Source organism: Pseudomonas petroselini, from assembly GCF_045037875.1.
Classification (GTDB): domain Bacteria; phylum Pseudomonadota; class Gammaproteobacteria; order Pseudomonadales; family Pseudomonadaceae; genus Aquipseudomonas; species Aquipseudomonas petroselini.
The window spans coordinates 3,095,414-3,118,937 of sequence record NZ_CP173614.1 but is presented as its reverse complement, the minus strand read 5'-3'; the positions used below and the strand labels follow the sequence as shown (position 1 = coordinate 3,118,937).

The window sequence follows — 23,524 nt, the reverse complement described above, 5'->3', positions numbered from 1 at the left end:
GGGCAAGCCCGCTCACTACAGTTTGCAGAGACCTGTGATCATCGTAGGCAAGCCAGCGCCCACCTTTGATCGCATTCGACCTTCCCGTCGCCCCCGAAAAAATTCCCCCCAGTTAAAAATCTTTCCCAAACCCCCTAGACGCCCCGCCCTCATTCCCCTATAAAGCCACTTCAGGAATATTTTATTCCCCACAAGAAAACGCGCTCAAGGAATGAGCCTGCTGTCCTCAGACATTTTTTCGCTATGCGATGAGCTGCCGCCATCATCCCGAGGACGTGTCATGCAACACGAAAAAAACCATTTCATCATCAAGGTCACTTGTCCCGCGGTGTCCGGCATTGTCGCTGCCGTCACCACTTACCTGGCGGACAAGGCGTGCTACATCGGGGAGATGGCGCAGTTCGACGATGACTTCAGCGGCCGCTTCTTCATGCGTGCGGTGTTCCGCTTCAACGATGGCCATGCGGGCAACCTGCAAGAGATCAGAGACGGTTTCGCCGATGTCGCCCAGGCCTTCGACATGCAGTGGGAGCTGCACGACACCCGCGAGCCGATGCGCGTGATGCTGATGGTGAGCAAGTTCGACCACTGCCTCACCGACCTGCTCTACCGATACCACAAGGGCGAGATGGACATGACCCTCACCGCCATCGTCTCCAACCACCTCGATCTGCGGCCGATGGCCGAGCGCGAGGGCATTCGCTTTATCTACCTGCCGGTGTCCAAGGACAACAAGGCCGCGCAGGAAGCCGAGTTGATGAAGATCGTCGACGACACCCGCACCGAACTGGTGGTGTTGGCGCGCTACATGCAGATCCTCTCCGACGACCTGTGCCGGCAACTGTCGGGGCGGGCGATCAATATCCACCATTCGTTCCTGCCCGGTTTCAAGGGTGCCAAGCCCTATCACCAGGCTTATCAACGCGGCGTGAAGTTGATCGGTGCCACCGCGCACTACGTGACCAGCGACCTGGATGAGGGCCCGATCATCGAGCAGGAAGTACAGCGCGTCGACCACGTGTACAAGCCCGACGACTTGGTCGCCATCGGTCGCGACACCGAAACCGTGGCCCTGTCCAAGGCGGTCAAGTACCACCTGGAGCACCGGGTCTTCCTCAATCAGGACAGAACGGTGGTGTTCCGGTGAACGCGCATAAACTGATCGACGGCAAAGCCGCCGCCGCACGGGTGCTGCTGCAAGTGCGCGAAGACGTGGCGCGTCTGCATGGGCAGGCTATTCAACCGGCGCTGGCGGTGATCCTGGTGGGCAACGACCCGGCCAGCCAGGTGTATGTGCGCAACAAGATCCTGCGCGCCGAAGAGGTGGGCATCCGCTCCGTGGAGCATCGCCTGCCCAGCGACACCAGCACCGAACAATTGTTGATCCTGATCGGCCAATTGAATGCCGACCCGGCGATCCACGGCATCCTTCTGCAATTGCCGTTGCCGGCGCAGATGGACGAACTGCGCGCCCTGGAGGCCATCGCGCCGGACAAGGACGTCGACGGTTTTCACAGCCAGAACGTCGGCGGCCTCAGCCAGGGGCGCGCGGTGCTCACGCCGTGCACGCCGAGTGGTTGCCTGTACCTGCTGGAACACACCTGCGGCGACCTGCGCGGGAAGCACGCGGTGGTGATCGGCCGTTCGAACATCGTTGGCAAGCCCATGGCCGCGCTGCTGCTCAAGGCGGATTGCTCGGTGACCGTGCTGCACTCACGCAGCCACGACGCCCAGGCCCTGTGCCGCCAGGCCGATATTGTGATCGCTGCCGTGGGCCGCGCCCGCTTGATTGACGCGAGCTGGTTGAAACCCGGCGCAGTGGTGATCGATGTCGGCATCAACCGCATCGACGACGACGGCCGCAGCCGCCTGGTGGGTGATGTCGACTTCGACAGCGCCCTGCCCCATGTCGCCGCCATCACCCCGGTGCCCGGCGGTGTCGGGCCGATGACCATTGCCTTCCTGATGAAAAACACCGTGGCCGCCGCCCAGGCGCAACACCACGCCCTACGCAGCCAATCGGAGGCCGTATGCCATTCAATCTATTGAAATACGGGCTGAGTTCCGAGTACCCGGTGGAGGTGGATCTGCCATCGCCCAAGGCACTCAAGTCGAGTTACGACGTGGTGATCATCGGCGCCGGTGGCCATGGCCTGGCGACGGCCTACTACCTGGCCAAGTACCACGGCATCACCAATATCGCGGTGCTGGAAAAGGCCTACCTGGGCGGCGGCAATACCGCGCGCAATACGGCGGTGATCCGCTCCAACTACCTCACCAGCGAAGGCGTTCGTTTCTACGCCGAGTCGGTGAAGATGTTCCAGTCGCTGTCCAACGAATTCGATTTCAACATCATGTACTCCGAGCGCGGCCAACTGACCCTGGCCCACACCGACGCCACCGTGCGTTCGTTCCGCCAGCGCGCCGAGGTCAACAAGCACTTCGGCGGGCGTACCGAGATGATCGATCGCCAGCAGATCCGCGAGCTGGTGCCCAGCCTTAACCTCGACCCCGGCCACCTGCCAGTGATCGCCGGGCTCTGGCATATCGACGGCGCCACCGCGCGTCACGATGCCGTGGCGTGGGGCTACGCCAAGCAGGCAGCCAAGCGCGGCGTGGAGATCCACCAGCTCACTGAAGTGCAGGACCTGATCATCGAAAACGGCGCCATCACTGCGGTGAAAACCAATCGCGGCACCATCAAGTGTGGTTGCGCGGTGCAGGCGATTGCCGGGCACAGCTCGCTGCTGATGGCCAAGGCCGGCATCCGCTCGCCGATCCAGACGTTCCCGCTGCAGGCCATGGTCACGCAGCCGTTCAAGCCGTTCCTCGATCCGCTGGTAAGTTCCTCGGCGCTGCACTGCTACGTGCAACAAACCAGCCGTGGCGAAGTGGTGTTCGGTGGCGGTTCCGATCCCTACCCGCTGTTCAACACGCGTTCGACCCTGGACCTCAAGGAAAGCCTGTTGGCCCATGCCATCGAGATGTTCCCGTTCCTGGCCAACGCCAAGTTGATGCGCCAGTGGGCCGGGATCACCGACATGACCCCCGACTACAGCCCGATCATGGGCCTGTCGCCGGTGAAAAATTACTACCTCGACGCCGGCTGGGGCACCTGGGGCTTCAAGGCCACGCCGATATGCGGCAAGACCATGGCCGAGCTGGTCGCCAGCGGCGGCAAGGTGCCGGACTTGATCAAACCCTTCGGCCTCGAGCGCTTTTCGACCTTCCAGCAAGTCAACGAAATGGGCGCCACAGCGGCCAGCCACTGACGGAGAGCAGACGATGAAAATCATGATTTGCCCGCTCAACGGGCCGCGCAATATCAGCGAGTTCACCTACGGCGGTGAATTCAAACCGATGCCCGACCCGCTGACCTGCAGCGATGCCGAATGGGCCGACTACGTGTTCAACACCGACAACCTTGCCGGCGTGGTGCGCGAATGGTGGATGCACACGCCGTCCAGCTACTGGTTCCTCGCCGAGCGCCACACGGTCACCGACGAGATCGTGCGCACCTTCGATCCGCGCGAAGTGTTCACCACCCGCGTCGACTTCACCACTGCCAAGGAGATCGCCGGATGAACCGCCTCCCCGCCCCCATGGGCCTGCTGATCCAGCGTGACCAGCCACTCGACTTCAGCTTCGACGGCCTCCCCTACCAAGGTTTGCAGGGCGACAGCATCGCCAGCGCCCTGCTCGCCAACGGGCGCTTCCTGATGTCGCGCTCGTTCAAATACCACCGCCCACGCGGCCCGTTGACCATGGCCGGCCATGACGCCAACAGCCTGGTGCAACTGCCCCGCGAACCCAACGTATTAGCCGACGCCCATGCGCTGTCCGCCGGCTTGGCGGTGACGGCGCAGAACGTCAACGGCTCGCTGGACAACGACAAGGACGCCTACCTGGGCAAGTTCTCCAAGTTCATGCCGGTGGGCTTCTACTACCGTTCGTTCTACAAGCCCAAGGGCATGTGGAAAGTCTGGGAGCCGATCATTCGCAAAAAGGCCGGCCTGGGCGTGCTCGACCTGACGTTCCAACCCGAGTACTACGATAAGGCCTACCTGTTTACCGACCTCGCCGTGATCGGCGCCGGCCCCGCTGGCTTGCAGGCCGCGCTGACCGCCGCGAATGCCGGCGCCAAGGTGCTGCTGATCGAGCAGCAACCGATCCTCGGCGGGTCGCTGACCTACGCGCGCTTCGATATTGCCGGCACCCGTGCCGACACCTTGCGCCGCGAGTTGCTGGGCGCGGTGCAGCAACACGCGAATATCCAGGTACTCACCGACGCCACCTGCAATGCCTGGTTCACCGACAACTACCTGCCGGTGATCCAGGGCAAGCGCCTGTACAAAGTGCGCGCGCAGCAGTGCCTGGTATGCAGCGGTTCGTTCGACCAACCGGTGGTCTTCCGCAACAATGACCTGCCGGGGGTGATGCTCACCAGCGCGGCGCAGCGCCTGATGAAGCTGTATGCGGTCAAGCCCGGCAAGCGCGCGGTGGTGCTCACCGGCAACGATGACGGCTACCTGGCCGCCCTCGACCTGCATGACCAGGGCGTGGACGTGGCCGCTGTGATCGACCTGCGTCACGCCCCGGCGGACATAGCCCTGCCGGGTGCCCTGGCCCAGCGCAAGATCGCGTGCCTGAGCAACAGCACGGTGTTCGAGGCCCTGCATGAAAAAGGCCTGCGCCATGTGAAGGGCGTCGACGTGCGCCAGATCACCGGCCAGGGCCAGGTCAGCACCAGCGGGCAAGTGATCGACTGCGACCTGCTGTGCATGTCGGCCGGTTATATGCCGGTCTATCAGTTGCTGTGCCAGGCCGGTGGCAAGCTGGCCTATGAAGACTCGCGGGCGGAGTTCAGCCTCAGTGGCCTGCCGCGCAATCTGGGCGTGGCCGGTTCCGTACACGGTCGGCATCAACTGGACAATGTGCTGGCGGATGCGACCAACGCCGCCGCCGACAGCCTGCTCGCCCTCGGATTGAACAGCACCCGCCCGCCTGCAGCGCTGCGCCCTGAAGCCCAGGTCAACTTCCACTGGCCGATCTTCCCGCACCCCAAGGGCAAGGATTTCGTCGACTTCGACGAAGACCTGCAAGTGGCGGACATCGTCAACGCCACCCGCATTGGCTACCGCGATGTGCAGTTGGTGAAGCGCTATTCCACGGTCGGCATGGGCCCGTCCCAGGGGCGCCACTCGGCGCTGCCGACCGCACGGCTGGTGGCCTGGGCGACCCAGCGCACTATCAGCGAAACCGGAGTCACCACCGCACGGCCACCGTTCGTGGCGGAGAAACTCGCGCATGTCGCCGGACGCGCCTTCGACCCCTACCGCCAAACGCCGATGCACGCGCGCCATGTACAAGCCGGGGCGAAGATGATGCCCGCCGGTATCTGGCAGCGCCCGGCCTATTACGGCAAGGCCCAGCACCGCGAAGCGTGCATGCAGGCCGAAGCGCTGCACGTGCGCAACAAGGTCGGGCTGATCGATGTGTCCACACTCGGCGGCCTCGACGTGCGCGGCCCGGACGCCGCCGAACTGCTTAACCGCCTCTACACCTTCGCGTTCCTCAAGCAGCCGGTGGGCCGTTCGCGTTATGCGCTGATGACCAACGAACACGGGGTGGTGATCGACGACGGCGTGTGCGCGCGGCTGGCCGACAACCACTTCTACGTCACCGCCACCACCAGCGGCGTCGATCGTATTTACCAGCAGATGCTCAAGTGGAACGCGCAGTGGCGCCTGGACGTGGACGTGACCAACGTCACCGCCGCGATCTGTGCGGTAAACGTGGCGGGGCCGGACTCGCGCAAGGTGCTGGCGCAGGTGTGCAGCGATCTCGACCTCAGTGCCGAAGGCTTCCCCTACCTGGGCGTGCGCCAGGGCACGGTGGCCGGGATCAAGGCACGCCTGCTGCGGGTGGGTTTCGTCGGCGAACTGGGCTATGAAATCCACGTACCGGCACGCCACGGCCTGGCGCTGTGGGACGCGTTGATGACGGCCGGCAAGGCCTTTGACATTCGCCCCTTCGGCGTCGAGACCCAGCGCCTGCTGCGCCTGGAAAAAGGCCACGTGATCATCAGCCAGGACACCGACGGCATGACCCACCCGGCAGAGATCGACATGGGCTGGGCAGTCAGCCGCACCAAGCCGTTCTTCGTCGGCCGCCGCTCGGTGGACATCCTCGAAGCCCAGCCGCTGAAACGCAAACTGGTGGGCTTCAGCCTGCCCAAGGGCAGTGTGCAACCGCTGGAAGGCCATCTGGTACTCAACGGCGCGGACATCAGCGGCAACGTCACCTCCTGCGAATACTCCACCAGCCTGGGCCGCATCATCGGGCTGGCCTACGCCGGGATCGACCAAAGCACACCGGGGCAGCGCATTCCGATTCGCGTCGAAGGCGGCATCGTCGTCCAGGCCGAGGTGGTGCAACTGCCGTTCTTCGACCCCACTAACCAACGCCAGGAGGGTTAAGCCATGACCAGTCTGAAGGCCCACGAATTGTTCACGCCGCCCTGCCAACTGCAGGACCAGACCGACCTGCCCCGGGTCGGCTTTCGCGGCGCACAGAGCGCCGAGTACCTCACGGCGCGCGGCTTCACGTTGCCGGGCGGGCCCAACCAAGCCTGCGCACAAGCGGACGGCAGTTGGGTGGCGCGCCTGTCGCAGAACGAATACCTGGTGCTGGGCAGCCCGCGGGATCAGGGGCAACGGATTGCCGATGAAGAAGCGCGTTGGGAACTGGACCACCGCGCCAACTACTTGCTGCCGCGCCAGGACAGCCATGCCTGTGTGCGGCTCAGCGGGGAGGTGATTGCGCAGGTGATGGCGAAGCTGTGCGGGGTGGATCTCAGTTTCCCGGCCTTCAAGCCGGGGATGGTGGCGCAGACCTCGGTGGCGCGGGTCAATGCGATTGTCATCCACACAGGCAGTGGGGAGCTGCCGGCGTTTCATATCCTCTGGGATCGCGCCTCGAAGGCATACTTCGAGGGCGCGTTGCGGGATGCGCTGGAGGAGTTCGGCGGGGTGGGTCAGTCGGTGTAGCCCAACCGCGCCGCCCTGACCTTTTGCGTGTGTTGACGTGTCGCCAGGCAGTAATACAACGGGCACGTCACCACCAACCCCACCAGCCACGACAAGTCCGCGCCTTCCACCAGGTTGGCCCACGGCCCCACATACAGCGACGTATTGGCAAACGGCAGTTGCACGATGATGCCGATGAAGTACGCCACGATCGCATGCAGGTTGAAACGCCCATACACCCCGCCATCGGCCTGGAAGATCGAGGCAATGTCATAGACCCCGCGCTTGATGATGTAGAAGTCGATCAGGTTGATTGACGCCCACGGCACCAACACCAGCAACAGCGCAAGGATCAGGCCAATAAATTGCGAGATGAAGTCCGCCGACGCGCCCAACGCCACCACGCAGCAACCGGCCAGGACCACGCCCGACATCGCCACGCGCACCTTGATGCTGGGGGTCCAGTGGCTGGCGAAGGTCTGGACCGAGGTGATGATCGACAGCACCGCGCCGTACAGATTCAGGGCGTTGTGGCTGATGATATTAAGCAGGAACAGCACCATCAGGATCGGCCCCAGCCAGCCGGTGGCTTGCTTGACCGCGACCATGGCTTCGGTGCCCTCGGGCGTGGCCAGTGCAGCGACCAGGCCAAAGGCGAAGGACAGGATGGTGCCGAGGGTCGCGCCCAGGTAGGTGGCGAGAAACGGACGGGCGATGCCAATGTCCGCCGGCAGGTAGCGCGAGTAGTCGCTGGTGTAGGGCGAAAAGCTGATCTGCCAGATCACCCCCAGCGACACGGTAGCCAACCAGCCAGCCGCGTTGAAGCCGCCACGGGTAAGGAAGTCTGCCGGCAGGTCATGGGCAAAAATGTAGATAAAACCGGCCAGCAAAGCGCTGCCCATCACCCAGGTGCCGATGCGGTTGAGGGTATGGATAAAGCGGTAGCCGATCACGCCGATGGCGGTGGCGCTGAGGGCGCCGATCAGGATGCTCGCCGGCACCGGCACCGACGGCACGATGCCGACGATGGACTTGCCGGCCAGGACGATATTGGAGATGAAAAAGCCGACGTAGATCAGCGCGGCGAAGAACACAATCAGCAACGCGCCGTACCGGCCGAACTGGCCACGGCTCTGCACCATCTGCGGGATGCCCATGCGCGGGCCTTGAGCCGATGCGAGGGCAATCACGATGCCGCCGAGCAGGTGCCCGAGGGCAATCGCCAACAGCCCCCACGCCAGATTGAGATGGAACACCTGGGCCACCATGGCACCCGTGACGATCGGCAGCGGCGCGATGTTGGTGCTGAACCATAAGGTGAACAGGTCGCGGGCCTTTCCATGGCGCTCTGCGAGGGGGACGTAATCGACCGTGTGATGCTCGATCAGGGGGTCTTGCCGGGACATCTGGGGCATGGAAATGAACTCGCGTTTGTCTGATCTTATAGTTGTTTGACGCCAAACCGGGGGAGCTCTTTGGCCGCCCCTCAGATGAACACCATATTATGGTATTCCAACATTTTAACAAGACTGATCCGTAGTCTTAGCGCGCATCTGATCCGCAAGTGTGCCACAGCGCACCCTGTTATTTCCCGCCATAGCTCCCGTATTTATGGGCGATAAGCCCGAGGATTGACGTTCATCGGGCGATTGAAAAAGCGGTTGCATCGACTGTATTACGGTATACCATCAGACCTACAAATTCATAAAAACCGCTTTACCCGCAGAGGACCGTCCCATGATCGATGCCGCTATCTACAAACAAGTGATGGGTTCGTTTCCGTCCGGTGTCACCGTGATCACCACGCTCGATGACGAGGGGCAAATCGTCGGGTTGACCGCCAGTGCCTTCAGTTCACTGTCCATGGACCCGGCCCTGGTGCTGTTCTGCCCCAACTACAGCTCCGACTCGTACCCGGTGTTGATCAAGAACAAGCGCTTTGCCATTCATGTGCTTTCCGGTGGGCAGCAAACCGAAGCCTATGCCTTTGCGCGCAAAGGCAAGGACAAGGCCCAGGGCATCGAATGGACGCTCAGTGAGTTGGGCAACCCGATCCTGGCCAATGCCACGGCGGTGATCGAGTGCGAGTTGTGGCGCGAATATGAAGGCGGCGACCACGCGATCATGGTCGGCGCGGTGAAGAACCTGATCGTGCCCCGGCAGAACGCCGGGCCACTGGTGTATTGCAACGGCAAGATGGGCGCCCTGCCACTGCCTGCCTGATCCCCGACACCGTTCTGAAAACAGCGAAGATCAAATGTGGGGTTTGCCCGAATGCCAGTCAGTTAAGGCAAACACTGTACCTGTGGCGAGGGAGCTTGCTCCCGTTGGGCCGCGAAGCGGCCCCAGCTCTTTGTTTAAAACGACTGGGACTGCTACGCAGTCCAACGGGAGCAAGCTCCCTCGCCACAGGTCACTTTTCGCTCTTGCTGCTTCTTAACTGACTGGTCTTAGGGCTTGCCCGCTCCCTCATTCGAACGTCCCCCTAAGGGCTGCTGTGCCAGTTAAGTGCGGAAGCGGCTGACCAATTGATTCAACGTCTGCGACAACGCCGTCAATTGCTGCGCATCCTGGCGTGTAGAGTCGGCCAGGCTTGCCACTAATTGCGCATCCCCATGAATCTGGCTGATATGCCGATTGATGTCTTCGGCCACCTGGTGCTGTTCCTCAGCGGCGGTGGCGATTTGCGTGTTCATGTCGCGGATCACGTCGACCGACTCACGGATCAGGCCAAAGCTTTCACGCGCGTCGTTGATCGACACCACCGTTTCCTGGGACACCTCCAGGCTCGCATGCATCTGCTTGCCCATCTGGTGAGTGCGGCGCGCCAGGTTGCCGAGCAGCCCGTCGATTTCACCGGTGGAGTCCGAGGTGCGCTTGGCCAGCGCGCGCACCTCGTCCGCCACCACCGCAAACCCACGGCCCTGCTCGCCGGCCCGTGCGGCTTCGATGGCGGCGTTCAGGGCCAGCAGGTTGGTCTGTTCGGCAATGGAGCGGATGGTGCCGAGGATCGACTGGATGTCATTACTGTCTTTTTCCAGCTGCTCCATGGCCTGGGCGGAGTGGCCGATTTCCTCGCTCAAGCGCCCGACACTGCTCACCGCCGCGTCGATCTGTTGCTGCCCGGTGTGGGCCTGGCGCTGGCCGTTGTCGGCCGAGTCGGCAGCCTGGCTGCAGGAGCGCGCGACTTCGTTGGAGGTGGCAACCATTTCATGAAACGCCGTCGAAACCATATCCACCGCTTCGCGCTGTCGCTCGGCGACTTCGGCCATTTCCACCGAGACTTCGGTGGCACTCCCGGAGCTGCTGTGGATCTGCCCGGCCGCCTGCCCGATGCGCTGGATCAGCGTGCGGATCGCTTCGAGGAACTGGTTGAACCAGCCGGCCAGTTGCGCCGTCTCGTCACGCCCCTTCACCTCCAGGCGCGCGGTCAAGTCACCTTCACCTTGGGCGATGCCTTCCAGGCCGCTGGCCACGCCGCGAATCGGCTTGACGATCAGCCCGGCAAACCAGGCCCCCGCCACCGCAAACAGCACACCACACACCAGCGCGATGGCTGCAATCAGCCAGGTCAGGCGCGCCGCGCCGGCCATCACTTCACTCTCGCGCACCAGCCCGACAAACCGCCAGCCCAAGGCCTTGGACGGCCACACCAGCGCCATATAGCGCTCACCCGCCAGCTCGACCTGCACCAGGCCCTGGTCGGCTTCGCTCAACTGACGATAGCCATCGCCCAGTTGGCCGAGAGGCTTGAAATTATGGGACGGTTCATTCGGGTCCACCAGCACCGTGTTGTTGGCTTCCATCAGCATCAGGTAGCCGCTTTCGCCCAGCTTGATCTGCTTGACCAGGTCGGTCAGTTGCTTGAGGGACACGTAGATGTTGACCACCCCGCTCGCCTTGCCCTGGCGGTCGTTGAAGCTTTGCACGGTGCTGACCAGCACCACATCGTCGGCGGCCCAGTAATAGGCCTCGGTGCGCAGGGTCTTGCCCGGCTGGGCCATGGCGGTCTTGTACCAGGGGCGTGTGCGCGGATCGTAGCTGGCCAGCTTGGGGTCGCCGGGCCAGAACACATAACCGCCGTCCTCGGTACCCAGGGACAGGTAGGTGTAGGCCGAATGACTCTGGGCCAAGCCTTCGAACAGCTTGAACACCTGCTCGTCGCGCTCGCCGGGTGCGACTTGTGCGGCATCGCTGGCCAGGTAGCGTTTCACATCACCCTTGATACTCTGCAGTTGCGGGTGCGCGGCCAGGTAGCTGACGTTCTGGCTGATGCCTTCGAAAAACAACTGCATCGCGTTGTCGACCTGGCGGATCTCGCGCCCACTGCTGTCGATAAAGCCATCCCGTGCCTCATGACGCACATTGAGGATGATCAGCACAGCCACCAGCATTACCGGCAGGCTGGCGATCACCGCAAAGGCCAGGATCAGTTTTTGTTTTATGTTCATCTAGCTCGCTTTCCTTGTGAGGTGACGGTGCGACCGTTGGAGAGAAAAGTTTTGCGGATATTCCGTATTATGGTATACCAACAATCAATCCGCCGAACAGCCGTCATCACTGGCATGCTTCAACGTGGCGAGAGTACTTAAGGGCCCGCAGCCGACAGGCCGATCACAATAGATCCGAGGTAAGCGTCATGAAGTTTTCCCTGTTCGTACACATGGAACGTTGGGACGAAAGTGTCAGCCACCGGCAGTTGTTCGAAGACTTGACCGAACTGACCCTGATGGCCGAGGCCGGCGGTTTCAGTACCGTATGGATTGGCGAACACCACGCCATGGAATACACCATCTCGCCGAGCCCGATGCCGCTGCTGGCTTACCTCGCGGGCAAGACCACCACCATTCACCTGGGCGCCGGCACCATCATCGCGCCGTTCTGGCACCCGTTGCGGGTGGCGGGTGAATGCGCCTTGCTCGACGTGATCAGCAACGGGCGCATGGAAGTCGGCCTGGCCCGTGGTGCTTACCAAGTCGAATTCGACCGCATGGCCGGCGGCATGCCCGCCTCCAGCGGCGGCCAGGCGCTGCGCGAGATGGTGCCGGTGGTGCGTGCGTTGTGGAAAGGCGACTACGCCCACGACGGCGACATCTGGAAATTCCCCACCTCCACCAGCGTGCCCAAGCCGATCCAGCAGCCCAACCCGCCGATGTGGATCGCCGCCCGCGACCCGGACTCGCATAACTTCGCGGTGGCCAACGGCTGCAACGTGATGGTCACGCCGCTGATGAAGGGTGACGAAGAAGTCCTCGACCTGAAAAACAAATTCCAGACCGCCCTCGACAACAACCCCGGCGTACCACGCCCGCAACTGATGGTGCTGCGCCACACGCACGTGCATGCCGCCGATGATCCGGACGGCTGGAAAGTCGGGGCCAAGGCGATCTCGAAGTTCTATCGCACCTTCGATGCCTGGTTCGGCAATAAAGAGGTGCCGGTAAATGGCTTCCTGGCGCCGAGCCCGGAAGAAAAATTCGCCGCCCGCCCGGAGTTCGAACTGGACAGCCTGCACAAGACCGCGATGATCGGCACCGCCGAAGAAATCATCCCGCGCATCCGCTACTACCAGGAACTGGGGGTGGATGAGTTCAGCTTCTGGTGCGACAACAGCCTGCCCCATGCCGAGAAGAAGAAGTCGCTGGCGCTGTTTATCGAGCAGGTGGTGCCGGCGTTTCGTTGATCGCTGCATAACCCAGCCGCTTGCCTCTTCACGGAGCAAGCGGCTTTTTGTTGTCAGCTATCATCACCCTATCGGTAAAAGTCTATTGCGCCGCACAATGTACTAACTGGTTACTTATCTTGCTAAAATCGCGTCTTTGCCCTCTCACCTTCGAGTCCTGTCGATATGAAACGAGCATCGAGCGCCCTTGGCGCCTCTAGATTCCTCCTGCTGGGCCTGGGCGTGATCATCGCCTTGCTCGGCCTCGCGCTTGCCGTCGGCGGCGTTAAATTGGTCAGCCTGGGAGGTTCTTGGTACTTCTTGGTCGGCGGTGCGGTGATGGCCGTTTCCGGCCTGTTGATTGCCCTGCGCAAACCGGCCGGCGCGTGGTTATTCGCGGCGTTCCTGGTGGGCACCGCGATCTGGGCCGTGGCCGACGTGGGCCTGGTGTTCTGGCCGCTGTTCTCGCGGGTGTTCATGTTTGCGGCCATCGGTATGGTGGTGGCACTGGTTTATCCGCTGCTCGTCAACAAGCCTGCCCGGGGCGCCTATGGCGTTGCCGCCGTGCTGGCAGTGGGCGTGGCGGTGGCGGCAGGCAATATGTTCGTTGCTCACCCAAGCGTCGCCCCGACCGGTGCCGGCCCTGGCATCACACCCGTAGCCCCGGCCGATGCCCAGAAAGACTGGGCCCACTACGGCAACACCGAAGGCGGCAGCCGCTTCGCCGCGCTGGACCAGATCAACCGTGACACGGTCAATAAGCTCAAAGTGGCCTGGACCTACCACACCGGTGACGTGGCGATCAGCGACGGCAACGGTGCCGAAGACCAACTCACGCCCCTGCAGATCGGCAACAAGGTGTTTATCTGCACACCGCACAACAACCTGATTGCCCTCGACGCCGACACCGGCAAAGAGCTGTGGAAGAACGAGGTCAACGCCAAATCGGCGGTGTGGCAGCGTTGCCGGGGCATGGCTTACTTCGACGCCAGCGCGCCGATCGCCCAGCCGACCCAGCCCAACAGCTCGCCGATCATTGCCGCCAGCGTGCCTGCCGGTGCGCAGTGCCAGCGTCGCTTGCTGACCAACACCATCGATGCACGCCTGATCGCCGTGGATGCTGACACCGGCAAGTTCTGCGAAGACTTCGGCACCCACGGTCAAGTGGATTTGAAGGCCGGCCTGGGTAACGTGCCGGACAGCTACTACCAACTGTCCTCGGCGCCGTTGATGGCCGGCACCACCGTGGTGGTGGGTGGCCGCGTGGCCGACAACGTCCAGACCGACATGCCGGGCGGCGTGATCCGTGGCTTCGACGTGATCACCGGCCAGATGCGCTGGGCCTTCGACCCGGGCAACCCGGAAGACAAGCATGCCCCTGCAGACGGCAGCACTTATGTGCGCAGCACGCCGAACAGCTGGGCGCCGATGTCCTATGACCCGCTGATGAACACGGTTTTCCTGCCGATGGGCAGCTCGTCCACCGACATCTACGGCGTGGAACGCACCCAGCTCAACCACAAGTACGGCGCCTCGGTGCTGGCGCTGGACGCCTCCACCGGCACGGAAAAGTGGGTGTACCAGACCGTCCACAATGACCTGTGGGACTTCGACCTGCCGATGCAGCCAAGCCTGATCGATTTCACGCCGCCAGGCAGCGACAAAACCGTGCCGGCAGTGGTGATCGGTACTAAGGCCGGGCAGATCTACGTGCTCGACCGCGCGACCGGCAAGCCGCTGACCGACGTGCAGGACGTCCCGGTCAAGGCCGCCAATATCCCTAACGAGCCCTACTCGCCCACCCAGCCAAAGTCGGTCGGCATGCCACAGATCGGCGCGCAGACCCTGACCGAGTCGGACATGTGGGGCGCCACGCCGTTTGACCAGTTGCTGTGCCGCATCGACTTCAAGGGCATGCGCTACGACGGCCTCTACACCGCGCCCGGCACCGATAAATCCCTGAGCTTCCCGGGCTCGCTGGGCGGCATGAACTGGGGCAGCATCTCCACCGACCCGGTGCACGGCTTCATTTTTGTCAACGACATGCGCCTGGGTCTGTGGATCCAGATGATACCGTCGCAAAACAAGGCCCAGGCCTCGTCCGGTGGCGAAGCACTGAACACCGGCATGGGCGCCGTACCGCTCAAGGGCACGCCGTATGCGGTGAACAAAAACCGCTTCCTGTCGGTGGCCGGCATCCCGTGCCAGGCGCCGCCGTTCGGCACCCTCACCGCGATCGACATGAAGACGCAAAAGGTCGCCTGGCAAGTGCCGGTCGGCACCGTTGAAGACACCGGCCCGCTGGGGATTCGCATGCACCTGCCGATCAAGATCGGCCTGCCGACCCTCGGCGGTACCCTCTCCACCCAGGGCGGCCTGATCTTCATCGCCGGCACCCAGGACTTCTACCTGCGCGCCTTCAACAGCGGCAACGGCGATGAAATCTGGAAAGCCCGCCTGCCGGTCGGCAGCCAAGGCGGTCCGATGACCTACGTGTCGCCGAAAACCGGCAAGCAGTACATCGTCATCACCGCTGGTGGCGCACGCCAGTCCACCGACCGTGGCGACTACGTGATCGCCTACGCCCTGCCATAACCCCTCTGTCCGCGCGGTGCCCCAACACCGCGCGCTCCGGCATCGGCAACAAGCCCCCTCCCACATCGCCTGCATTTCAATAGGTGAGCGGCATCGTTAGTGGCATTTGGTCATGGTTTGTAAAGGGCCAGCAAGTCGGCTCGCTTTTAATTGCAGGACGTTTCCTAGACAATCCCTGCCGCCTTGTACCTGTTGGAATCGCTGGCTAGTCTTCGGTCCGTCACTGCCAAATCAGTGATCGGGTTTAGTCGCCTGACCTTCCAACGCGTGCATGGTCCTCCATGAGTTTTATGGTGGCTGTGCGCAGGGCACCTTCGGGTGCGCCGGTATTTTCGCGTTGGAGCCGGTCGACTAACCTGCGTGCAGCCGCCACCCTCGTTTAGTCGCGAAGAGTGTCGGCCCCTAATCCAACGCGAAGGTACACCATGAATAAAGTCATCCCCGATCCACCGAACGCCCCCGCCAAAAACCGCGCCGCCTTCAACCGCGCCATCGACCACTACCTACCCACCCAAGGCCTCCACTCGGTCAACGAAGACCTGAGCTTCGAAGATGCCCTGCTTTACACCGCCAGCTTGCTCGACAGCGCTTCCGCCACGGCGTTGGATTGCGGTGACCTGCTACCAAACCCCGAACGGGCGAAGATTCTGGCCGTGTGGCATTTGCTGGAAATTGCCAAGACCACCGTGGATCGCTCCATCGAATGCCTGAAGCCCGCTAAAGCAACTGCCTGAACACGTTAAAAAGGTGGGAGGGGCAAGTCGAATCGTCGCACCGCCCCTCCCACATTGGGTCCAGCAGCGTATGTAAGGCCTTACTCAGGCACGGGCAACGCACACTACACACCCTGCTGGTACTCCCGTGGCGTACAACCGAACTCACGGCGAAACACCGTATGCAAGTACTGCGCGGAGGTGAAGCCGCAGCTCGACGCAATGTCGGCGATGGCCAGGTCGGGGTCGGCCAGGCCCTTGGCGGCGGCGGCGAGTTTGAAGCGCAGGATCTCGTCATGAACGCTGCAGCCGCGCACCTTGCGAAAGTGCGCTTCCAGGGAGGAACGCGACACCCCCACATACGCCGCCACCTGCGCGGTCTTGATGCCCTGGCAGGCGTACTGCCGGATAAACAGCAACGCTTGCATCACATAGGGATTGCCCAAGGGTTGATGCAAGCTGGAGGCCTGCACATTGATCGCATCCGGCGGCACCAGGATCTGCGTCCCGGCGCAGGGTTTGCCGTGCAGCATCTGGTGCAGCAACGCCGCCGCGGTGCGGCCCATGGTTTCCGTGCCCTGGATCACCGAACTCAGCGGCACCCGCGTAAGGGTGCGGGTCAGCGGGTCGTTGTCGATGCCGATCAACGCCACCTCCTCCGGCACGGCGATGCCGGCGGTGAGGCAGGCTTGCAGCAACTGCCGGGCGCGGGCGTCGGTGACGGCGATGATACCGATGGGCTTGGGCAGGCTGTGCAGCCAGGCGATCTGTTGTTCCACCGCGCTGTCCCACAACGGCGCGCTGGTGCCCAGGCCGCGATACACCTCGACGTGCAGGCCATCGCGTTGCAGCAGACGGCGAAAGGCTTTTTCGCGCTCCTGGGCCCAGCGATTGGCCTGGGCCTCGGGCAGGCTGAAACAGGCAAACCGCGTCAGGCCCGCTTCGATCAAATGTTCGTAGGCCAATTTCATCAAGGCGTGGTTATCGGTGGCCACATAAGGAATGCCCTTGGGGTAGGCGCGCGCATCCTCATAAGAGCCCCCCACCGCCACCACCGGCAGCGTGCTCCCGGACAACGCCTCGCCGATCAGCGGGTCGTCGAAGTCGGCGATGATGCCGTCGCCCTGCCAGCGCTCGATGCCTTTGAGGCGACAGAGAAAGTCCTCTTCCAGGAACAAGTCCCAGGACGCGCGGGTGCTGCTCAGGTAGTTGCCGATGCCGGCGATGATGCCGCGGTCGTAGATTTTGCTGCCGTTGAAGAGCAAGGCAATGCGGTGCACGGGCGGTAGGGTTTTCATTGTTGTTGTCCTGGGGCCAGTCGCCACAGACTAGACCCTGCCACTCAAAATCGCACTGTCCTTTGGTGATTTTCATAATCGGCAAGGCCGATGCCGTTGCTAGTATCGAGACACCGCCAAGAACAATAAGGAAAACGCCATGCCGTACTTCCCCGGTGTCGAGAAGGTTCGCTTCGAAGGCCCCAGCAGCGACGCCCCCCTCGCCTTTCGCCATTACGACGCCAACAAGATCATCCTCGGCAAACCCATGCGCGAACACCTGCGCATGGCGGCCTGCTATTGGCACACCTTCGTATGGCCGGGGGCGGATATGTTCGGTGTAGGCACCTTCAAGCGGCCCTGGCAGCGCAGCGGCGACCCGATGGAACTGGCCATCGGCAAAGCCGACGCGGCGTTCGAATTTTTCTCCAAACTGGGCATCGACTACTACAGCTTTCACGACACGGACGTCGCCCCTGAAGGCAGCTCGCTCAAGGAGTACCGCCACCACTTCGCGCAGATGGTCGATCACCTCGAGCGCCATCAGGAACAGACCGGGATCAAGCTGCTCTGGGGCACCGCCAATTGCTTCAGCAACCCGCGCTTTGCCGCCGGCGCCGCGAGCAACCCGGACCCGGAGGTGTTCGCCTACGCCGCCGCCCAGGTGTTCAGCGCCATGAATGCCACCCTGCGGCTCAAGGGCGCCAACTATGTGCTGTGGGGTGGCCGTGAAGGCTATGAAACCCTGCTCAATACCGACCTCAAGCGCGAACGCGAGCAACTCGGGCGCTTCATGCGCATGGTGGTGGAGCACAAGCATAAGATCGGCTTCAAGGGCGACCTGCTGATCGAGCCCAAGCCCCAGGAACCGACCAAGCACCAATACGATTACGACAGCGCCACGGTGTTCGGCTTCCTGCATGAGTACGGGCTGGAGCATGAGATCAAGGTGAACATCGAGGCCAACCACGCCACCCTGGCCGGGCACAGCTTCCATCACGAGATCGCCACGGCCGTGTCCCTGGGTATCTTCGGCAGCATCGACGCCAACCGCGGCGACCCGCAGAACGGCTGGGACACCGACCAGTTCCCCAACAGCGTCGAGGAAATGACCCTGGCCACCTATGAAATCCTCAAGGCCGGCGGGTTCAAGAACGGTGGCTACAATTTCGACTCCAAGGTACGCCGCCAGAGCCTGGACGATGTGGACCTGTTCCACGGGCATGTCGCGGCCATGGATGTGCTGGCCCTGGCGCTGGAACGTGCGGCGGCGATGGTGCAGAACGACCGCTTGCAGCAGTTCAAGGACCAGCGTTATGCCGGGTGGCAGCAACCGTTGGGCCAAGCAGTGCTGGCCGGAGAGTTCAGCCTGGCATCGCTGGCCGAGCATGCGTTTGCCCATGAACTGAACCCGCAGGCGGTGAGTGGTCGTCAGGAGATGCTTGAAGGCGTCGTGAATCGCTTTATCTACACCTGATAGGGGGGAACACTGGCAGGTGTGGTGAGCGGGCTTGCCCCGCGCTGGGGCGCTTAGCGGCCCCACTACAGGCGATGTGTTTTTACCTGACACGCTGAGGTGCCTGGTTTTGGGGCTGCTTCGCAGCCCAGCGCGGGGCAAGCCCGCTCACCACAGTAAGCCTACTCACCACAGTTACAGTGTTCGTCTAGAGTCTTCCAACAACAATAAAAGGACGCACCACCATGAAGTCATTCAAACGTACCCTGCTCGCCACTGCCCTGGCCTTGCTCGCCCTGCCGGTCATGGCTGACCCCGCCCACCCGAAGATCGGTTTCTCCATCGACGACCTGCGCCTGGAGCGTTGGTCCCGTGACCGCGATTACTTCGTCGCCGCAGCGGAAAAACTCGACGCCAAGGTCTTCGTCCAATCCGCCGATGCCAACGAGCAAAAGCAGATTTCCCAGATCGAAAACCTGATTTCCCGTGGGGTCGACGTCATTGTGATCGTGCCGTTCAACGCCACCGTGCTCACCAACGCCGTCGCCGAAGCCAAAAAGGCCGGGATCAAGGTGGTGTCCTATGACCGCCTGATCCTCAACGCCGATATCGACGCCTACATCTCCTTCGATAACGAAAAAGTCGGCGAGATGCAGGCCAACGGCGTGCTGCAAGCGGCGCCCAAGGGCAACTACTTCCTGCTGGGCGGCGCGCCCACCGATAACAACGCCAAGGTGCTGCGCGAAGGCCAGATGAAGGTGCTGCAACCGGCCATCGACAAGGGTGATATCAAGATTGTCGGCCAGCAGTGGGTCAAGGAGTGGAACGCCACCGAAGCCTTGAGCATCGTCGAAAACGCCCTGACCCGGAACAACAACAAGATCGACGCCATCGTCGCCTCCAACGACGCCACCGCCGGCGGCGCGATCCAGGCCCTGGCCGCGCAGAAGCTGGCGGGCAAGGTGCCGATCTCCGGCCAGGACGCCGACCTCGCCGCGGTCAAACGCGTGATCGATGGCACTCAGACCATGACCGTGTACAAGCCGCTCAAGCTGATCGCCTCGGAAGCGGCCAAGCTCTCGGTGCAACTGGCACGCAACGAGAAGCCGACATACAGCTCGCAATACGACAACGGCAGCAAGAAGGTCGATACCATCCTGCTCACGCCGACGCCGTTGACCAAGGCCAATATCGACCTGTTGGAGAAGGACGGGTTCTACACCAAAGAGCAGCTTGCCGGGCAATGACCGCCATGGCCGACTACTTGCTGCAAATGAACGGCATCGTCAAAAGCTTTGGCGGTGTCAACGCGCTCAACGGCATCGACATCAAGGTACGACCGGGCGAATGCGTCGGCCTGTGCGGCGAGAACGGTGCCGGCAAATCCACCTTGATGAAGGTGCTGTCGGCGGTCTACCCGTATGGCACCTGGGAGGGCGAAATCCTTTGGGACGGCCAACCGCTGAAGGCCCAGTCCATCAGCGAAACCGAGGCGGCCGGTATCGTCATCATCCACCAGGAACTGACCCTGGTGCCGGACCTGTCGGTGGCCGAAAACATCTTCATGGGCCACGAACTGACCTTGCCGGGGGGGCGCATGAACTACCCGGCGATGCTCCACCGCGCCGAAGCCTTGATGCGCGAGCTCAAGGTGCCGGACATGAACGTGGCGTTGCCGGTGTCGCAGTACGGCGGCGGTTACCAGCAATTGGTAGAAATCGCCAAGGCCCTGAATAAACAGGCGCGCCTGTTGATCCTCGACGAGCCCTCCTCGGCGCTGACCCGCTCGGAAATCGACGTGCTGCTGGACATCATCCGCGGCCTCAAGGCCAAGGGCGTGGCCTGCGTGTACATCTCCCACAAGCTCGATGAAGTGGCGGCCGTGTGCGACACCATTGCGGTAATCCGCGACGGCAAGCACATTGCGACCACGGCCATGGCCGACATGGACATTGCGCAGATCATCACCCAAATGGTCGGCCGCGAAATGAGCAACCTCTACCCCACCACGCCCCATGCGGTGGGCGAGGTGATTTTCGAGGCGCGCCACGTCACCTGCTATGACGTCGACAACCCCAAGCGCAAACGCGTGGACGATGTGTCCTTTGTGCTCAAGCGCGGGGAAATCCTCGGCATCGCCGGGCTGGTGGGCGCCGGGCGTACGGAGCTGGTGTCGGCGCTGTTCGGCGCCTACCCCGGCCGCTACAGCGCCGAAGTCTGGCTGGACGGCCAGGTGATCGACACCCGCACACCGCTCAAATCGATCCGCGCCGGGCTGTGCATGGTGCCCGAAGACCGCAAGCGCCAGGGCATCATTCCCGACTTGGGCGTGGGCCAGAACATTACCCTGGCGGTGCTCGACACTTACGCACATATGACCCGCATCGACGCCGAAGCCGAACTGGGCAGCATCGACCAGCAGATCACGCGCATGCACCTCAAGACCGCCAGTCCACTCCTGCCGATCACCAGCCTGTCCGGCGGCAACCAGCAAAAGGCCGTGCTGGCGAAAATGCTGATGGCCAAGCCCAAGGTGCTGATCCTCGATGAACCCACGCGTGGGGTGGACGTGGGTGCCAAGTATGAGATCTACAAACTGATGGGCGCCCTGGCGGCCGAAGGCGTGTCGATCATCATGGTCTCCTCGGAGCTGGCCGAAGTGCTCGGCGTTTCCAACCGCGTGCTGGTGATCGGCGAAGGCCAGCTGCGTGGCGACTTCATCAACGAAGGGCTCACCCAGGAACAGGTACTCGCCGCGGCGCTCAGCCAACACAATAATAATGATCGGAAGACCGCGTAGATGAATCAGCTCAAACAGCTGTTTACCCGCTACAAAATGCTCGCACTGGTGATCGCCGTGGCGGTGATCTGGCTGTTTTTCAGTTGGCAGACCGAGGGCGGATTCCTCACGCCGCGCAACCTGTCCAACCTGCTGCGGCAGATGTCGATCACCGGCATCTTGGCGTGCGGCATGGTGCTGGTGATCATCAGCGGCGAAATCGATTTGTCGGTGGGGTCATTGCTCGGATTATTGGGCGGCCTGGCGGCGATCCTGGATGTGGTGTATCACATCCCGCTGCTGGCCAACCTGAGCCTGGTGGCGCTGTGCGGCTTGATGATCGGCCTGGCGAACGGCTACATGACCGCTTACCTGCGGATCCCGTCGTTTATTGTCGGCCTGGGCGGCATGTTGGCGTTTCGCGGGATTCTGCTGGGGATTACCGGCGGCACCACCATCGCGCCGGTGTCGCCGTCACTGGTGTATGTAGGTCAGGGTTATCTGCCGCATTCGGTCGGTATCGGCCTCGGGGTCTTGCTGTTTGCCCTGACCCTGTTCCTGACCTGGAAACAACGGCGCAACCGCGCACTGCATGGCCTGGCCGCTCACTCGCGGGTGCGCGATGGCGTGCGTGTGGCAGTGATCGGCGCGGTGCTGGCCGGGTTCGTCACCACCCTCAACAGCTATGACGGCATCCCGGTACCGGTGCTGCTGTTGCTGGTGCTGCTCGGCGTATTCAGCTACGTCACCAGCCAGACAGTGTTCGGCCGCCGCGTGTACGCGGTGGGCAGCAACATGGAAGCCACACGCCTGTCGGGCATCAACGTGCAGGCGGTGAAACTGTGGATCTTCGGCATCATGGGCGTGATGTGCGCCCTCGCCGGCCTGGTCAACACCGCGCGGCTGGCGGCTGGATCACCGTCGGCGGGGAACATGGGCGAGCTGGATGCCATTGCGGCGTGCTTTATCGGTGGCACCTCGATGCGCGGCGGCTCGGGCACGGTGTATGGCGCGTTGCTCGGGGCGTTGGTGATCACCAGCCTGGATAACGGCATGTCGATGCTGGATGTGGACAGCTACTGGCAGATGATCGTGAAGGGCAGCATCCTGGTGCTGGCGGTGTGGGTGGATGTGAGTACGCGCACAGGCCGGCGCTGAACCCACGCCCACAAACACCACAAATCCCCTGTGGGAGGGGGCTTGCCCCCGATGGCGGCAGATCAGTCAATATCCATTCACCTGACCCAAAGCTATCGGGGAGCAAGTGGAATCATCGCACCGCCCCTCCCACATTGATCGCGTTCCATTGTTGGGTTAGTGGCGTTTAGTCATGGTTTGTAAAGGGCCAGCAAGGCAGGTCCCTTTTAATTGCAGGACGTTTCCTAGACAATCCTCGCCGCCTTGTGCCTGTTGGAATCGCTGGCTAGTCTGCGGTCCGTCACTGCTCATCAGTGATCGGGTTTAGTCGCCCGGATTCAGAACAGGCGCACGTCTCCCATGAAGCTTCATGGTAGCTGTGCGCAGGGCGCCCTCGGGCGCGCCGGGTTCCTGTTCTGACCGGTCGACTAACCTGCGTACAGCCGCCACCTTCGTTTAGTCGCAAAGCGTGTCGGCTCCTTGATATTCAGACAGGAAAGACACCATGAACAAAGTCCTACCCGATCCACCCCATGATCCGGCAAAAAGCCGCGCCGCCTTCAACCGCGCCATCGACCACTACCTGCCCACCCACGGCTTCCACTGCGTCAGCGACGACCTGAGTTTCGAAGATGCCCTTCTCTACACCGCCAGTTTGCTCGACAGCGCCTCCGCCACCGCCCTGGACTACGGCGAGCTGCTGCAAAGCCCCGAGCGGTCGAAAATCCTGGCGGTGTGGCATTTGCTGGAAATTGCCAAGACCACGGTGGATCGCTCCATCGAGTGCCTGAACGGCACCAAAACTCCTGCCTGAACCCGGTTAGAAATGTGGGAGGGGGCTTGCCCCCGATGGCGACAGATCAGTCAATATCCATTT

General features: G+C 62.4%; 17 protein-coding genes and 2 pseudogenes. 15 read left to right on the top strand and 4 right to left on the bottom strand.

Features of this window, described 5'->3' with window-relative positions; all coding sequences use genetic code 11:
* Window positions 1-280 precede the first annotated feature (280 nt).
* The 6 genes from purU to ACI512_RS14600 are packed head-to-tail and all read left to right on the top strand — an operon-like array spanning window position 281 to window position 7,049.
* A complete protein-coding gene (gene purU, locus ACI512_RS14625) occupies window positions 281-1,147 on the top strand; it encodes a formyltetrahydrofolate deformylase (RefSeq protein WP_064052586.1) in 867 nt (288 codons plus the stop codon).
* Complete coding sequence (gene folD, locus ACI512_RS14620) at window positions 1,144-2,049, top strand: bifunctional methylenetetrahydrofolate dehydrogenase/methenyltetrahydrofolate cyclohydrolase FolD (protein ID WP_012723546.1); 906 nt, start codon at window positions 1,144-1,146, stop codon at window positions 2,047-2,049. The genes purU and folD overlap by 4 nt, the downstream gene beginning before the upstream one ends.
* Window positions 2,031-3,272, top strand: a complete 1,242-nt coding sequence (locus ACI512_RS14615) for an FAD-dependent oxidoreductase (protein WP_012723545.1) — start codon at window positions 2,031-2,033, stop codon at window positions 3,270-3,272. Before folD ends, ACI512_RS14615 begins: the two co-directional genes overlap by 19 nt.
* A gap of 13 nt (window positions 3,273-3,285) precedes the next feature.
* The gene (locus ACI512_RS14610) at window positions 3,286-3,585 is read left to right on the top strand and encodes a sarcosine oxidase subunit delta (protein WP_012723544.1); all 300 of its coding nucleotides are present in this window, start codon (window positions 3,286-3,288) and stop codon (window positions 3,583-3,585) included.
* Window positions 3,582-6,479, top strand: coding sequence for a 2Fe-2S iron-sulfur cluster-binding protein (locus ACI512_RS14605; RefSeq protein ID WP_405121857.1), 2,898 nt, complete (start codon window positions 3,582-3,584; stop codon window positions 6,477-6,479). Before ACI512_RS14610 ends, ACI512_RS14605 begins: the two co-directional genes overlap by 4 nt.
* Before the next feature lie 3 nt (window positions 6,480-6,482).
* On the top strand, window positions 6,483-7,049 hold the full coding sequence (locus tag ACI512_RS14600; protein WP_046035377.1) for a sarcosine oxidase subunit gamma: 567 nt from the start codon (window positions 6,483-6,485) through the stop codon (window positions 7,047-7,049).
* Here the strand turns inward: ACI512_RS14600 and ACI512_RS14595 are convergent.
* The gene (locus ACI512_RS14595; protein ID WP_236383700.1) at window positions 7,037-8,443 is read right to left on the bottom strand and encodes a cytosine permease; all 1,407 of its coding nucleotides are present in this window, start codon (window positions 8,441-8,443) and stop codon (window positions 7,037-7,039) included. The two genes, ACI512_RS14600 and ACI512_RS14595, sit on opposite strands and share 13 nt — an antisense overlap.
* A 322-nt stretch (window positions 8,444-8,765) precedes the next feature.
* Between ACI512_RS14595 and ACI512_RS14590 the strand changes: the two genes are divergently transcribed.
* Window positions 8,766-9,251, top strand: a complete 486-nt coding sequence (locus ACI512_RS14590; RefSeq protein ID WP_236383701.1) for a flavin reductase family protein — start codon at window positions 8,766-8,768, stop codon at window positions 9,249-9,251.
* A gap of 281 nt (window positions 9,252-9,532) precedes the next feature.
* Here ACI512_RS14590 and ACI512_RS14585 read toward each other — a convergent pair.
* Both ACI512_RS14585 and ACI512_RS14580 read right to left on the bottom strand, forming a co-directional pair.
* A pseudogene (locus ACI512_RS14585) lies at window positions 9,533-10,129 on the bottom strand (methyl-accepting chemotaxis protein); the annotation flags it as partial.
* Between the two features lie 309 nt (window positions 10,130-10,438).
* Window positions 10,439-11,323 (bottom strand): annotated as a pseudogene (locus ACI512_RS14580) (cache domain-containing protein); the annotation flags it as partial.
* A gap of 344 nt (window positions 11,324-11,667) precedes the next feature.
* Between ACI512_RS14580 and ACI512_RS14575 the strand changes: the two are divergent.
* From ACI512_RS14575 to ACI512_RS14565, 3 genes are all read left to right on the top strand, one after another.
* Window positions 11,668-12,711, top strand: a complete 1,044-nt coding sequence (locus ACI512_RS14575; RefSeq protein WP_236378740.1) for an LLM class flavin-dependent oxidoreductase — start codon at window positions 11,668-11,670, stop codon at window positions 12,709-12,711.
* Between the two features lie 165 nt (window positions 12,712-12,876).
* A complete protein-coding gene (locus tag ACI512_RS14570; RefSeq protein WP_236378738.1) occupies window positions 12,877-15,285 on the top strand; it encodes a glucose/quinate/shikimate family membrane-bound PQQ-dependent dehydrogenase in 2,409 nt (802 codons plus the stop codon).
* 425 nt (window positions 15,286-15,710) lie between these two features.
* Window positions 15,711-16,019 carry a DUF6124 family protein gene (locus tag ACI512_RS14565; RefSeq protein ID WP_236378735.1) on the top strand — a complete coding sequence of 103 codons (309 nt, stop codon included), beginning with the start codon at window positions 15,711-15,713 and terminating at the stop codon, window positions 16,017-16,019.
* A gap of 104 nt (window positions 16,020-16,123) precedes the next feature.
* On the opposite strand, the gene ACI512_RS14560 is transcribed toward ACI512_RS14565, so the two are convergent.
* A complete protein-coding gene (locus ACI512_RS14560) occupies window positions 16,124-17,296 on the bottom strand; it encodes a DNA-binding transcriptional regulator (protein WP_236378733.1) in 1,173 nt (390 codons plus the stop codon).
* Window positions 17,297-17,435: 139 nt separating this feature from the next.
* On the opposite strand from ACI512_RS14560, the gene xylA reads away from it, so the two are divergent.
* The 5 genes from xylA to ACI512_RS14535 all read left to right on the top strand — a co-directional run bounded on the left by xylA (window position 17,436) and on the right by ACI512_RS14535 (window position 23,461).
* Window positions 17,436-18,752, top strand: a complete 1,317-nt coding sequence (gene xylA / locus ACI512_RS14555) for a xylose isomerase (protein WP_012723530.1) — start codon at window positions 17,436-17,438, stop codon at window positions 18,750-18,752.
* Between the two features lie 224 nt (window positions 18,753-18,976).
* Window positions 18,977-19,978, top strand: coding sequence for a D-xylose ABC transporter substrate-binding protein (gene xylF / locus ACI512_RS14550; protein ID WP_046035384.1), 1,002 nt, complete (start codon window positions 18,977-18,979; stop codon window positions 19,976-19,978).
* Window positions 19,975-21,531, top strand: a complete 1,557-nt coding sequence (gene xylG, locus ACI512_RS14545) for a D-xylose ABC transporter ATP-binding protein (protein ID WP_236378728.1) — start codon at window positions 19,975-19,977, stop codon at window positions 21,529-21,531. Before xylF ends, xylG begins: the two co-directional genes overlap by 4 nt.
* Window positions 21,532-22,668 (top strand): sugar ABC transporter permease, encoded by a 1,137-nt coding sequence (locus ACI512_RS14540; RefSeq protein ID WP_012723527.1) that lies wholly within the window; start codon window positions 21,532-21,534, stop codon window positions 22,666-22,668.
* Window positions 22,669-23,152: 484 nt separating this feature from the next.
* The gene (locus ACI512_RS14535; protein ID WP_405121856.1) at window positions 23,153-23,461 is read left to right on the top strand and encodes a DUF6124 family protein; all 309 of its coding nucleotides are present in this window, start codon (window positions 23,153-23,155) and stop codon (window positions 23,459-23,461) included.
* The last annotated feature ends 63 nt before the right edge of the window (window positions 23,462-23,524 follow it).

Coding starts and splice junctions, on each gene's coding strand:
- xylA (WP_012723530.1), top strand. CDS start 17,436: ATGCCGTACTTCCCCGGTGTCGAGAAGGTTCGCTTCGAAGGCCCCAGC.
- ACI512_RS14540 (WP_012723527.1), top strand. CDS start 21,532: ATGAATCAGCTCAAACAGCTGTTTACCCGCTACAAAATGCTCGCACTG.
- ACI512_RS14605 (WP_405121857.1), top strand. CDS start 3,582: ATGAACCGCCTCCCCGCCCCCATGGGCCTGCTGATCCAGCGTGACCAG.
- xylG (WP_236378728.1), top strand. CDS start 19,975: ATGACCGCCATGGCCGACTACTTGCTGCAAATGAACGGCATCGTCAAA.
- ACI512_RS14595 (WP_236383700.1), bottom strand. CDS start 8,443: ATGCCCCAGATGTCCCGGCAAGACCCCCTGATCGAGCATCACACGGTC.
- ACI512_RS14610 (WP_012723544.1), top strand. CDS start 3,286: ATGAAAATCATGATTTGCCCGCTCAACGGGCCGCGCAATATCAGCGAG.
- ACI512_RS14570 (WP_236378738.1), top strand. CDS start 12,877: ATGAAACGAGCATCGAGCGCCCTTGGCGCCTCTAGATTCCTCCTGCTG.
- ACI512_RS14560 (WP_236378733.1), bottom strand. CDS start 17,296: ATGAAAACCCTACCGCCCGTGCACCGCATTGCCTTGCTCTTCAACGGC.
- purU (WP_064052586.1), top strand. CDS start 281: ATGCAACACGAAAAAAACCATTTCATCATCAAGGTCACTTGTCCCGCG.
- ACI512_RS14615 (WP_012723545.1), top strand. CDS start 2,031: ATGCCATTCAATCTATTGAAATACGGGCTGAGTTCCGAGTACCCGGTG.
- ACI512_RS14535 (WP_405121856.1), top strand. CDS start 23,153: ATGAACAAAGTCCTACCCGATCCACCCCATGATCCGGCAAAAAGCCGC.
- xylF (WP_046035384.1), top strand. CDS start 18,977: ATGAAGTCATTCAAACGTACCCTGCTCGCCACTGCCCTGGCCTTGCTC.
- ACI512_RS14590 (WP_236383701.1), top strand. CDS start 8,766: ATGATCGATGCCGCTATCTACAAACAAGTGATGGGTTCGTTTCCGTCC.
- ACI512_RS14565 (WP_236378735.1), top strand. CDS start 15,711: ATGAATAAAGTCATCCCCGATCCACCGAACGCCCCCGCCAAAAACCGC.
- ACI512_RS14600 (WP_046035377.1), top strand. CDS start 6,483: ATGACCAGTCTGAAGGCCCACGAATTGTTCACGCCGCCCTGCCAACTG.
- ACI512_RS14575 (WP_236378740.1), top strand. CDS start 11,668: ATGAAGTTTTCCCTGTTCGTACACATGGAACGTTGGGACGAAAGTGTC.